The organism is Streptomyces sp. NPDC048290, assembly GCF_040652095.1.
Classification (GTDB): domain Bacteria; phylum Actinomycetota; class Actinomycetes; order Streptomycetales; family Streptomycetaceae; genus Streptomyces.
The window spans coordinates 81,474-94,154 of record NZ_JBEZLM010000005.1 but is presented as its reverse complement, the minus strand read 5'-3'; the positions used below and the strand labels follow the sequence as shown (position 1 = coordinate 94,154).

10 protein-coding genes are annotated in these 12,681 nt (G+C 72.0%); 9 read left to right on the top strand and 1 reads right to left on the bottom strand.

All coding sequences use genetic code 11. The features are described from left to right. Positions 1 to 11 precede the first annotated feature (11 nt). On the bottom strand, positions 12 to 2,159 hold the full coding sequence (locus AB0D49_RS09845) for a tetratricopeptide repeat protein (RefSeq protein ID WP_362753671.1): 2,148 nt from the start codon (positions 2,157 to 2,159) through the stop codon (positions 12 to 14). Between the two features lie 254 nt (positions 2,160 to 2,413). Here AB0D49_RS09845 and AB0D49_RS09840 point away from each other — a divergent pair, with 254 nt between their 5' ends. The 9 genes from AB0D49_RS09840 (at position 2,414) to aroB (ending at position 12,470) form a co-directional block, all read left to right on the top strand. Continuing rightward, a complete protein-coding gene (locus AB0D49_RS09840) occupies positions 2,414 to 2,839 on the top strand; it encodes a DUF948 domain-containing protein (protein WP_362753668.1) in 426 nt (141 codons plus the stop codon). 15 nt (positions 2,840 to 2,854) lie between these two features. Next, a complete protein-coding gene (locus tag AB0D49_RS09835; protein ID WP_362753665.1) occupies positions 2,855 to 3,220 on the top strand; it encodes a hypothetical protein in 366 nt (121 codons plus the stop codon). Then, complete coding sequence (alaS, locus tag AB0D49_RS09830) at positions 3,220 to 5,892, top strand: alanine--tRNA ligase (protein ID WP_362753662.1); 2,673 nt, start codon at positions 3,220 to 3,222, stop codon at positions 5,890 to 5,892. Before AB0D49_RS09835 ends, alaS begins: the two co-directional genes overlap by 1 nt. Next, positions 5,892 to 6,356 (top strand): Holliday junction resolvase RuvX, encoded by a 465-nt coding sequence (ruvX, locus tag AB0D49_RS09825; RefSeq protein ID WP_362753659.1) that lies wholly within the window; start codon positions 5,892 to 5,894, stop codon positions 6,354 to 6,356. The genes alaS and ruvX overlap by 1 nt, the downstream gene beginning before the upstream one ends. A 121-nt stretch (positions 6,357 to 6,477) precedes the next feature. Then, the gene (mltG, locus tag AB0D49_RS09820) at positions 6,478 to 8,172 is read left to right on the top strand and encodes an endolytic transglycosylase MltG (RefSeq protein WP_362753656.1); all 1,695 of its coding nucleotides are present in this window, start codon (positions 6,478 to 6,480) and stop codon (positions 8,170 to 8,172) included. Next, positions 8,172 to 9,026, top strand: a complete 855-nt coding sequence (locus AB0D49_RS09815) for a shikimate dehydrogenase (RefSeq protein ID WP_362753653.1) — start codon at positions 8,172 to 8,174, stop codon at positions 9,024 to 9,026. Before mltG ends, AB0D49_RS09815 begins: the two co-directional genes overlap by 1 nt. A 57-nt stretch (positions 9,027 to 9,083) precedes the next feature. Further along, positions 9,084 to 9,464 carry a hypothetical protein gene (locus tag AB0D49_RS09810; RefSeq protein ID WP_362753650.1) on the top strand — a complete coding sequence of 127 codons (381 nt, stop codon included), beginning with the start codon at positions 9,084 to 9,086 and terminating at the stop codon, positions 9,462 to 9,464. A 181-nt stretch (positions 9,465 to 9,645) separates the two neighbouring features. Further along, positions 9,646 to 10,830 carry a chorismate synthase gene (gene aroC / locus AB0D49_RS09805; RefSeq protein ID WP_362753647.1) on the top strand — a complete coding sequence of 395 codons (1,185 nt, stop codon included), beginning with the start codon at positions 9,646 to 9,648 and terminating at the stop codon, positions 10,828 to 10,830. Continuing rightward, the gene (gene aroB / locus AB0D49_RS09800; RefSeq protein WP_362753644.1) at positions 10,827 to 12,470 is read left to right on the top strand and encodes a 3-dehydroquinate synthase; all 1,644 of its coding nucleotides are present in this window, start codon (positions 10,827 to 10,829) and stop codon (positions 12,468 to 12,470) included. The genes aroC and aroB overlap by 4 nt, the downstream gene beginning before the upstream one ends. Positions 12,471 to 12,681 lie beyond the last annotated feature (211 nt).

The following is a 12,681-nucleotide window of genomic DNA, read 5'->3' as shown; positions in this document are numbered from 1 at the left end:
CACCCCGCGCGTCAGCCCGCCGTCTCCCCGCCCTTCCGGGTGGGCGAGGCGGCGGGCTTGTGCGTACCCGGCTCCGTGCGCCCCGTGTGCCGGACCGTGCCGCGCGGCGGTCCCGGCAGCTCCGGTGAGCGGGCCGGGCAGCGCTCCAGCGCCCGGGACACCGCCGTCTCCCGGTCCAGCCGCTCCCCGGCGCGCACACACTCCTCGTAGCGCTCGTCGCCCAGCCGGGCCCGCGCCATCGCCTCGCACCGCTCGTGCGCGCGGCCGTAGTGCGCCGAGCCGAACAGCGGCAGCCCCACCGACGGCCACATCCGGGCCGCCGCCCCCTGGAGCACCGCCGCCTCCGCCGCGTCCCCCTCGGCGGCCGTGACCAGCGCCAGCAGCTCCACCGCCAGCACCGAGCCGAGCAGATCATGGAAGGCGTACGCGGCGGTGAGCGCGTCCGCCAGCAGGGTCCGCGCCTCGGCGAGATCGCCGTCGGCCCAGGCCGCGTACCCGAGGACGTACAGCGCGTACGCCCGGGTCCAGCGCTCCCCGTGGTCCTCGCAGACCCGGCGGACGTCCTCGCACAGCCGGACCGCCTCGGCCGGGTCGCCCTGGAAGGCCCGGGTCATCGCCAGCTCGACCTGGCCCATCAGCACATTGCTGTTCAGCTCGCCGATCTCCTGGTAGCGCTCCAGCGCCGAGCGCAGCAGCGTTTCTGCGCGGGGCATGTCGTCGCAGACCAGCGCCAGACAGCCGGTGCGGTGCTCGGCGTACGCCACCGCCGTGGCGCTGCCCAGCCGCTCGGCGTCCTCCCGGCACTCCGCCAGCGCGGCCAGCGCGGGCACCCGGTCGCCCTGGAGGACCGCCACATAGCCGAGCACCCACAGCGCCTTCAGCCGGGACTGCTCGTGCCCCGGCTCCTCCACCGGCAGCTCCACGCTCCGCTCCAGCCAGCGCCGCCCCTCCGCCAGCCGTCCGCAGCCGACCCAGTAGAACCAGAGCGCGCCGGACAGATACAGCGCCAGATGCGCGTCCTCCGGCTCGGTCAGACAGTGCTCCAGCGCCCGGCGCAGATTCGGCAGGTCCGCGTCCACCCGGGCCGCCACCTCGCTCTGCCGCGCGGAGAACCAGTCCAGCTCGCACCAGGTGGCCAGACCCAGGTACCAGTCGCGGTGGCGGCGCCGCATCCTGGGCGCGTCGCCCGCCGCCGCCAGCCACTGGGCGCCGTACGCACGGATCGTGTCGAGCATCCGGTAGCGGGTTCCCGCCGGGGTCTCCTCCCGGCTCACCACGGACTGCGCGAGCAACTGGGTCAGCACGTCGAGGACGTCGTCGGCGTGCAGGCCGTCGCCGCTGCACACGTATTCGACCGCTTCCAGGTCGAAGGGGCCCGCGAACACCGACAGCCGTGACCACAGCAGCCGCTCGCCGGGCGCGCACAGCTCATGGCTCCAGCCGATCGCCGTGCGCAGCGTCCGGTGCCGGGGCGGAGTGTCCCGCCCGCCCCCGGTCAGCAGCCGGAACCGGTCGTCCAGCCGCTCCAGCAGCCGGTGCGGCGCCAGCACCCCCAGCCGGCCCGCCGCCAGCTCGATCGCGAGCGGAATCCCCTCCAGCCGTCGGCACAGCTCCCGCAGCGCCTGCTCGTCGTCCGCCACCGCCCCCGACTGCGCGGCCCGCGCCCGCAGCAGCTCCAGCGCCTCGTCCTCGGTCAGCGGCGCCACCGGGAACCGCCGCTCGCCCGCGACCCCCAGCGCCCGGCGGCCCACCGCCAGCACCCGCAGCCCCGGCAGCCGCCGCAGCAGTTCGCCGGTCAGCTCGGCACAGGCGTCCACCAGATGCTCGAACCCGTCCAGCGCCAGCAGCAGGCGGCGGTCCGCGAGTTGGGCGAGCAGGGTCTCGCGCGGCAGCCGCGTGGTGTGGTCGGTCAGCCCGAGCGCCTCCACCACCGCGTACTCCACGAACTCCGGGTCGCGCACGGCCGCCAGATCGACCCGCCACACCCCGTCCCGGGGCACCGCGCGGGTCGCCGCTCGGGCCGCGAGCCGGGACTTGCCGATACCGCCGGGACCGGTCACCGTGACCAGCCGCGCTTCCCCGAGCGCCCGTGCCAGCCCGGCGAGTTCGGCCGAGCGGCCCACGAACGCGTCGAGTTCCAGGGGAAGATTGCCGGGCACACCGCCTGTGCCGTGCCCGCTGTCTCCCCTGTCTCCGTCGTCTCCGCCGTCCACTCGGTCACCGGTGGCCTGATCTGATCGCATAAGACACGGAGGGTACTGAAACGTAATCACTGCGTACAATCGGTTCCGCTGATCGCGCGCGTTCCGCTGCGCGCCGGGCGGTAATCGGGTACGGAGCCGCAGCCCCGGCGCGATAGGCTCGGTGCACAACTTTCTCGATGTTCAGGAACGTTTCAGGGAGCGGGTGCGCAGTGTCCGGTGGAGAGGTGGCCGGAATCCTGGTGGCCGTCTTCTGGGCGATCCTGGTCTCCTTCCTCGCGGTGGCACTGGCGAGGCTGGCCCAGACGCTCAAGGCGACCACCAAACTCGTCGCGGACGTGACCGACCAGGCCGTCCCGCTGCTGGCGGACGCCTCGGCGGCGGTGCGTTCGGCACAGACCCAGATCCAGCGGGTCGACGCGATCGCCTCGGACGTCCAGGAGGTCACGTCGAACGCGTCGGCGCTCTCCTCCACCGTCGCCTCCACCTTCGGCGGCCCCCTGGTGAAGGTGGCCGCGTTCGGGTACGGAGTGCGTCGCGCCCTCGGCGGTCGCAAGGAGGAGGCGCCCGCGGCGCCCGCCCGGCGGTCCGTGATCGTGGGCCGCACCCTCCCCGGTGCCCGACGCAAGCGGAAGTAAGGACGAGACCGAGCGATGTTCCGCCGTACGTTCTGGTTCACCACCGGTGTCGCCGCCGGAGTGTGGGCCACCACCAAGGTCAACCGCAAGCTGAAGCAGCTGACTCCGGAGAGCCTCGCCGCCGGCGCGGCGCACAAGGCGCTGGAGACCGGCCAGCGGATGCGGGACCGGGCCGTCGGCTTCGCGCTGGACGTCCGCGACAACATGGCCCAGCGCGAGGCGGAGCTGACCGACGCGCTCGGCATCGACGCGGACCCCGCGCTCCCCGCGCCCCGGACCAGCCCCGCCATCGAGAACACCCACAGCACCCAGAACCACGGAACCACCCCGAAGTACATCGAAGCCCCGATGCACTCGTACAACCGGAATGAGGACCACTGATGGAGTCGGCTGAGATCCGCCGTCGCTGGCTGAGCTTCTTCGAGGAGCGCGGGCACACCGTCGTCCCTTCGGCGTCGCTCATCGCGGACGACCCGACTCTGCTCCTCGTCCCGGCCGGCATGGTGCCCTTCAAGCCCTACTTCCTGGGCGAGGTCAAGCCGCCCTACGCCCGCGCCACCAGCGTCCAGAAGTGCGTGCGCACCCCGGACATCGAAGAGGTCGGCAAGACCACCCGGCACGGCACGTTCTTCCAGATGTGCGGCAACTTCTCGTTCGGCGACTACTTCAAGGAAGGCGCCATCACCTACGCCTGGGAGCTGCTCACCAGCCCCCAGGACAAGGGCGGTTACGGCCTGGAGCCGGAGAAGCTCTGGATCACCGTCTACCAGGACGACGACGAAGCCGAGCGGATCTGGCGGGATGTCGTCGGGGTGCCCGCCGAGCGCATCCAGCGCCTGGGCAAGAAGGACAACTACTGGTCCATGGGCGTCCCCGGACCCTGCGGCCCCTGTTCCGAGATCAACTACGACCGCGGCCCCGAGTTCGGCGCCGAGGGCGGCCCCGCCGTCAACGACGAGCGGTACGTGGAGATCTGGAACCTGGTCTTCATGCAGTACGAGCGCGGCGAGGGCACCTCCAAGGAGGACTTCGAGATCCTCGGCGAGCTGCCCAGCAAGAACATCGACACCGGACTCGGTCTCGAACGGCTCGCCATGATCCTCCAGGGCGTGCAGAACATGTACGAGATCGACACGTCCATGGCCGTGATCGACAAGGCCACCGGACTCACCGGTGTCCGCTACGGCGACGCCCACGCCTCCGACGTCTCGCTGCGTGTGGTCACCGACCATATGCGCACCTCGGTGATGCTCATCGGCGACGGCGTGACCCCGGGCAACGAGGGCCGCGGCTATGTGCTGCGCCGCATCATGCGCCGCGCCATCCGCAACATGCGTCTGCTCGGCGCCACCGGCCCGGTCGTCAAGGACCTGGTCGACACGGTCATCGCCATGATGGGCCAGCAGTACCCCGAGCTGATCACCGACCGCGAGCGGATCGAGAAGGTCGCCGTCGCCGAGGAGAACGCCTTCCTCAAGACGCTCAAGGCCGGCACCAACATCCTGGACACCGCCGTCACCGAGACCAAGTCCGCCGGGGGCACGGTCCTCGCCGGTGACAAGGCGTTCCTGCTCCACGACACCTGGGGCTTCCCCATCGACCTCACCCTGGAGATGGCCGCCGAACAGGGCCTGTCCGTGGACGAGGACGGCTTCCGCCGGCTGATGAAGGAACAGCGCGAGCGGGCCAAGGCCGACGCCCAGGCCAAGAAGACCGGCCACGCCAACCTGGGCGCCTACCGCGAGATCGCCGACAGCGCCGGGGCCACCGAGTTCATCGGCTACACCGACACCCACGGCGAGTCCACGGTCGTCGGCATCCTGGTCGACGGGGTCTCCTCGCCCGCCGCCACCGAGGGCGACGAGGTCGAGATCGTCCTCGACCGCACCCCGTTCTACGCCGAGGGCGGCGGGCAGATCGGCGACACCGGCCGGATCAAGGTCGACACCGGTGCCGTGGTCGAGATCCGCGACTGCCAGAAGCCGGTCCCCGGGGTGTACGTCCACAAGGGCGTCGTCCAGGTGGGCGAGGTCACCGTCGGGGCCAAGGCCGAGGCCGTGATCGACGTCCGCCGCCGGACCGCCATCGCCCGCGCCCACTCCGCCACCCACCTCACCCACCAGGCGCTGCGCGACGCCCTGGGCCCGACCGCCGCCCAGGCCGGTTCCGAGAACCAGCCCGGCCGCTTCCGCTTCGACTTCGGCTCGCCCTCCGCCGTCCCCACGGCCGTGATGACCGATGTGGAGCAGCGGATCAACGAGGTGCTCTCCCGCGACCTCGATGTCACCGCCGAGGTCATGGGCATCGACGACGCCAGGAAGCAGGGCGCCATCGCCGAGTTCGGCGAGAAGTACGGCGAGCGGGTGCGGGTCGTCACCATCGGCGACTTCTCCAAGGAGCTGTGCGGCGGCACGCACGTCCACAACACCGCCCAGCTCGGCCTGGTCAAGCTGCTCGGCGAGTCGTCCATCGGCTCGGGCGTGCGCCGGATCGAAGCGCTGGTCGGCGTGGACGCCTACAACTTCCTGGCCCGTGAGCACACCGTGGTCAACCAGCTCACCGAACTGCTCAAGGGCCGTCCCGAGGACCTGCCCGAGAAGGTGTCCGGGATGCTCGGCCGGCTCAAGGACGCCGAGAAGGAGATCGAGAAGTTCCGCGCCGAGAAGGTGCTCCAGGCCGCCGCCGGACTCGCCGACTCCGCCCGGGACGTGCACGGCGTGGCCGTGGTCACCGGCCAGGTCCCGGACGGCACCGGCGCCGACGATCTGCGCAAGCTGGTCCTCGACGTGCGGGGCCGTATCCAGGGCGGCCGGGCCGCCGTGGTCGCCCTGTTCACCACGGCGAACGGCAAGCCCCTCACCGTGATCGCCACCAACGAGGCCGCCCGTGAGCGCGGTCTCAAGGCCGGTGACCTGGTCCGTACGGCCGCCAAGACGCTGGGCGGCGGTGGCGGCGGCAAGCCGGACGTGGCCCAGGGCGGTGGCCAGAACCCGGCCGCCATCGGAGAGGCCGCCGACGCCGTGGAGCGGCTCGTCGCGGAGACCGCGAAGTAATGCGCCGCGGACGCCGCCTCGCCGTGGACGTGGGGGACGCCCGGATCGGGGTCGCCTCGTGCGATCCCGACGGGATTCTCGCCACACCGGTCGAGACCGTGCCCGGCCGGGACGTCCCGGCGGCGCACCGCAGGCTGAGGCAGCTGGTCGAGGAGTACGAGCCGATCGAGGTGGTGGTCGGACTCCCGCGCTCCCTGAAGGGCGGCGAGGGTCCGGCCGCGGTCAAGGTCCGCGGCTTCGCCCAGGAACTGGCCCGGGGCATCGCCCCGGTGCCGGTCCGGCTGGTCGACGAGCGGATGACCACGGTCACGGCGGGCCAGGGGCTGCGCGCCTCGGGCGTGAAGGCCAAGAAGGGCCGCTCGGTCATCGACCAGGCCGCCGCTGTGATCATCCTCCAGCAGGCCCTGGAATCCGAACGGGTGTCAGGCACGGCCCCCGGCGAGGGCGTCGAAGTGGTCATCTGATCGCGATACGGTAACGTTCCGCGCGGACGGCGGCATTCGAACAGCCTCCGTACAATAAGAGGCGGAACGGGAACCGGGGCCTTGGCACCGCGCCCCACCGCCTCGCGGCTCTAGGGGATCGATGACCGAGTATGGCCGGGGCCCAGGCTCCGAACCGTGGCATCCCGAGGACCCGTTGTACGGGGACGGCGGATGGACAGGGCAGCAGCAGGCCCCTGTGGCGCAGCAGCCTGCCCACGGCGGCCACCCGTACCCGCCCCAGCAGCCGCAGCAGGGCTACGGCGGCGAGTGGAGCGACGGCTCGTACGGCTACGACCCGCAGCAGGGCCAGCCGCAGATGCCGTACCCGGACCCGTACGGCCAGCAGCAGCCCGCACCGCAGTACGGCGCCGGTCAGCCCTATGGCGGTCCCCCGTACGACAGCGGCTGGAGCAATGGCCAGCAGGTGCCCTACCCCGGCACGGCGGACCCGGTCGACCCCTACGGACAGCAGGCAGCCGCCGGGTACGGCGGCGGTGAGCAGGCCGACTTCTACAACACACCGGACGCCTATCCGCCGCCCGAGCCACCGCACCGGCGACGCGCCGAGCCGGACCCGGGACCGGGCTGGGACCCGGAGCCGGACCCGGAGGAGGCGGCGTTCTTCGCGGACGACGACGACACCGACGACAGCACCCGCGACCCCGGTGACCGGGGCGGACGCGGTGAGCGGCGCGGCCGGGGCGGCAAGCCGAAGAAGAGCCGCAACGGCTGTGCGTGTCTGGTGGTCGCCCTGGTCTTCGGCGGCGGTCTCGCGGGCGTGGGCTACTTCGGTTACCAGTTCTACCAGGACCGTTTCGGCGCGGCCCCGGACTTCGCGGGCGCCGGGAACGGCGAGCAGGTCACCGTCACCATCCCCGAGGGGGCCGGTGGCTATGTGATCGGGCAGGAGCTGAAGAAGGCCGGGGTCGTCAAGAGCGTCGACGCCTTCGTGGCCGCCCAGCAGAGCAACCCCGACGGCAAGTCGATCCAGGACGGTGTCTACACGCTCCAGCGGGAGATGTCCGCCGACAGCGCCCTGAAGCTGATGCTCTCCCCGGAGAGCCGCAGCAACCTGATCATCGCCGAGGGCAAGCGCAACGCGGAGATCTACACACTGATCGACAAACGGCTCGAGGTCGACGACGGCACCACCGCCGGGGTCGCCAAGAGCAACTGGAAGGAACTGGGTCTGCCGGACTGGGCCGTCGGCCACAAGAACGTCAAGGACCCGCTGGAAGGCTTCCTCTACCCCTCCAGCTATCCGGTCGCCAAGGGCCAGAAGCCCGAGGACGTCCTCAAGCTGATGGTGGCGCGTGCCACCGACAACTACGAGGAACTGGGGCTGGAGAAGAAGGCCGCGAGCGTCGGGCTGGACAACGCCTGGGAGCTGGTCACGGTCGCCAGCCTGGTCCAGGCGGAGGGCAAGACCCACGACGACTTCCGCAAGATGGCCGAAGTCGTCTACAACCGCCTCAAGACCGACAACACCGAGACGAACCAGGAACTTCAGTTCGACTCGACCTTCAACTACCTCAAGGGTCAGAGCAAGATCGACATCTCCGAGTCGGAGATCAACAGCAACCCCGACCCGTACAACACGTACACCAACCGGGGCCTGCCGCCCGGACCGATCGGCAACCCCGGCGAGGACGCGATCCAGGCGGCGCTGAACCCGACCGAGGACGGCTGGATGTACTTCGTCGCCACCGACGGCATGAACCAGACGGAGTTCGCCAAGACGATCGAGGAGCACCAGGAACTCGTCGACAAGTTCAACGCGTCCCGGGGCAACTGATGGCGGCACCGGACCGGACCGGGGCGGACGGGCCGCGGTGCCGCGCCGCCGTCCTGGGCTCCCCGATCGCCCACTCCCTCTCCCCGGTGCTCCACCGGGCCGCGTACAGCGCGCTCGGTCTCGACGACTGGACGTACGGCCGCTTCGAGATCGACGAGGCTGCGCTGCCCCGCTTCATCGACGGCCTCGGTCCCGAGTGGGCCGGGCTGTCGCTGACCATGCCGCTGAAGCGGGCGGTGATCCCGCTGCTCGACACGGTCAGCGAGACGGCCGCCTCGGTCGACGCGGTCAACACCGTCGTCCTCACCCCCGACGGACGCCGGAGCGGCGACAACACCGACATCCCCGGGATGCTCGCCGCCCTGCGGGAACACGGCATCGACAAGGTCGACTCCGCCGCCGTCCTCGGCGCCGGTGCCACCGCCTCCTCCGCCCTCGCCGCGCTCTCCCGGATCTGCACCGGCGAGATCGCCGTCTATGTGCGCAGTGCCGCTCGCGCCGCCGAGATGCGCGAGTGGGCCGACCGGCTCGGCGTCGAGGTACGCACCGAGGACTGGGACCGGGCGGCCGACGCCCTGCGCGCCCCGCTGGTCGTCGCCACCACCCCGGCGGGCGCCACCGACGCCCTCGCCGCCGCCGTCCCCGAGCGCCCGGCCGCCCTCTTCGACGTCCTGTACGAGCCCTGGCCCACCACCCTCGCCGCCCGCTGGTCGGCGTACGGGGGCGCGGTGCTCAGCGGGCTCGATCTGCTGGTGCATCAGGCGGTGCTCCAGGTGGAGCAGATGACGGGCCGCTCCCCGGCCCCGCTCGGCGCGATGCGGCGGGCGGGCGAACAGGCGCTCGCCGAACGCTAGTATCCCGCTGGGCCGCGCAGGGGGCGCGGTCGTAAGGGGGGCTACGTTTCCATGTCCATGTCCGCTGGAGTGCCCCTGGCCGGGGGCAAGAGCGAGATCTTCGAAGCCGCGCTGTGGTTCCTGCCCGACTGGGCCCAGAACGGCGTGCTCGTCCTGATCGTGCTGCTCGTCCTGGTGTCCTGGGGGCTGAAGATCCGGCACAGGATCGCCCTGCGGCGGGCCCGGCGGGCGGCGTCCGCGGCACCCGTCGTGACCCAGCACGGGGACGGCGGCAGCGGCGCGGACTTCCTCGGCCCGTACGCCCCGCAGACCTCCACCGAACCCCGGGGCGCCGACTACCTCGGCCCGTATGCGCCGCAGCCCCCGACCGGACCGCAGGGCGCCGACTTCCTCGGCTCGTACGCCCCGCCCGGCCACCGCCGGGACGGTGTCGGGTGATCCACGGCACGATTCCGTTCTGACGTACTCACGTCCGCCTGATGGACCTACGACCGGTTTCGCCAGTTGGACGTGGGAGGATCGGAGAAGGCGGTCCCGGGCCGCGCACCGGGTCGCCGTCGCCGTGCGCGAGGACGCGCGTACGCAGGGCAGTACCCGGCGCGAAGACTGAGGAGCACCGTTGAGCAGGTTGCGCTGGCTGACCGCGGGGGAGTCCCACGGCCCCGCACTCGTCGCGACGCTGGAGGGTCTGCCCGCCGGCGTACCGATCACCACCGAGATGGTGGCGGACCACCTCGCGCGGCGCCGGCTCGGCTATGGACGCGGCGCGCGGATGAAGTTCGAGCGCGACGAGATCACCTTCCTCGGCGGCGTCCGGCACGGACTGACCCTGGGCTCCCCGGTCGCGATCATGGTCGGCAACACCGAGTGGCCCAAGTGGGACCAGGTGATGGCCGCCGACCCGGTCGACCCCGAGATCCTCGCCGGACTCGCCCGCAACGCCCCGCTCACCCGCCCCCGCCCCGGCCACGCCGATCTCGCGGGGATGCAGAAGTACGGCTTCGACGAGGCCCGGCCGATCCTGGAGCGGGCCTCCGCGCGGGAGACCGCGGCCCGGGTGGCGCTGGGCGCGGTCGCCCGGTCGTACCTGAAGGAGACGACCGGCGTCGAGATCGTCAGCCATGTCGTCGAACTGGCCTCGGCGAAGGCGCCCAAGGGCGTGTACCCGACGCCCGCCGACGTGGAGCGGCTGGACGCCGATCCGGTGCGCTGTCTGGACGCCGACGCGTCGAAGGCGATGGTCGCCGAGATCGACCAGGCCCACAAGGACGGCGACACCCTCGGCGGCGTCGTGGAGATCCTCGCCTACCACGTCCCCGTCGGCCTCGGCTCGCACGTCCACTGGGACCGCAAGCTGGACGCCCGGCTGGCCGCCGCCCTGATGGGCATCCAGGCCATCAAGGGCGTCGAACTCGGCGACGGCTTCGACCTCGCCCGGGTCCCCGGCTCCCAGGCGCACGACGAGATCGAGAACGGACCCGAGGGCCTGCGCCGGGTCTCCGGCCGCTCCGGCGGCACCGAGGGCGGACTGTCCACCGGCGAACTGCTGCGGGTGCGTGCCGCCATGAAGCCCATCGCCACCGTGCCGCGCGCCCTGCGCACCGTCGACGTCACCACCGGCGAGCCCGCCCAGGCCCACCACCAGCGCTCCGACGTCTCCGCCGTCCCGGCGGCCGGGATCGTCGCCGAGGCCATGGTCGCGCTGGTCCTCGCCGACGCGGTCGCCGAGAAGTTCGGCGGCGACAGCGTCCCCGAGACCCGCCGCAACGTGACCTCGTACCTCGACGCGCTGGCCATCCGGTGACCGCCCCGCTCGTCGTGCTGATCGGCCCCATGGGGGTCGGCAAGTCCACCGTCGGCGCGCTGCTCGCCGAGCGGCTCGGCGTGACGCTGCGGGACACCGACGCGGACATCGTGGCCGCCGAGGGCCGGGAGATCACCGACATCTTCGTCGAGGACGGCGAGAGCGCCTTCCGTGTCCTGGAGAAGGCGGCCGTGCGCCGCGCCCTCACCGAGCACCGGGGCGTCCTGGCGCTCGGCGGCGGCGCGATCCTCGACCCGGACACCCGCGACGACCTCGCCGGACTCCCCGTCGTCTATCTCTCCATGGACATCGAGGAAGCCGTCCGCCGCACCGGCCTGAACGCTGCCCGCCCCCTCCTCGCCCTCAACCCGCGCAAGCAGTGGAGGGAACTGATGGAGGCCAGACGCCATCTGTACGAAGGGGTCGCCCGCTCGGTGGTGGCCACCGACGGCCGTACGCCCGAAGAGGTCGCCCAGGACGTGCTGGACGTGCTGGAACTGAAGACCGCGAACCCCGGGGACACCCCGGACGCCCGGCAGGAGGACACCGTGACAGCGTCGGTGACGCGCATCCAGGTCGGCGGCACGGCCGGCAGCGAGCCGTACGAGGTCCTGGTGGGCCGTCAGCTCCTCGGTGAGCTGGGCGGGCTGATCGGTGAGCAGGCCAAGCGGGTCGCCGTACTGCACCCCGAGGCGCTGGCCGAGACCGGGGACGCGCTGCGCGCGGACCTCGCCGGACAGGGCTACGACGCCATCGCGATCCAGGTGCCGAACGCCGAGGAGGCCAAGACCGCCGAGGTCGCCGCCTACTGCTGGAAGGCGCTCGGCCAGTCCGGCTTCACCCGCACCGACGTCATCGTCGGCGTGGGCGGCGGCGCCACCACCGACCTGGCCGGGTTCGTCGCCGCGACCTGGCTGCGCGGGGTGCGCTGGATCGCCGTACCGACCACCGTGCTCGGCATGGTCGACGCGGCGGTCGGCGGGAAGACCGGTATCAACACCGCCGAGGGCAAGAACCTGGTGGGCTCCTTCCACCCGCCCGCCGGGGTGCTCTGCGACCTCGCCGCACTCGACTCCCTGCCGGTCAACGACTACGTCTCCGGGCTCGCCGAGATCATCAAGGCCGGGTTCATCGCCGACCCGGTGATCCTCCAGCTGATCGAGTCCGACCCGGAGGGCGCCCGCACCCCGGCCGGACCGCACACCGCCGAGCTGATCGAACGGTCCATCAAGGTCAAGGCCGAGGTGGTCTCCTCGGACCTCAAGGAGTCCGGCCTCCGCGAGATCCTCAACTACGGCCACACCCTCGCGCACGCCATCGAGAAGAACGAGCGCTACCAGTGGCGGCACGGCGCCGCGGTCGCTGTCGGGATGCACTTCGCCGCCGAACTGGGCCGGGTCGCCGGACGCCTCGACGACGCCACGGCCGACCGGCACCGCACCATCCTCGAAGCCGTCGGCCTGCCCCTGCACTACCGCTACGACCAGTGGCCCAAGCTGCTGGAGACCATGAAGGTCGACAAGAAGTCCCGCGGCGACCTGCTCCGCTTCATCGTGCTGGACGGCCTCGCCAAACCGACCGTCCTGGAAGGACCCGACCCGGCCGTACTGCTCGCCGCGTACGGCGAGGTGGGGGAGTAGGTCCGGCAGTTCCTCCCGTCCGTCGAACCCCGCGGCGACGGGCACCCGGGGCCGTTCCCGGCCGTTCACCACAGGACGGCCGGGGACGGTACCGTTCGGTAGCGGCGGGGTCCGTGCCCCGTCGCCGGCACCCATTCGCCCTGTCGCGCGTGGGCCACGGGACGGCATCGACCGCCCGCAGGCGACACGCGCCGAGAACGACGAGACGGAG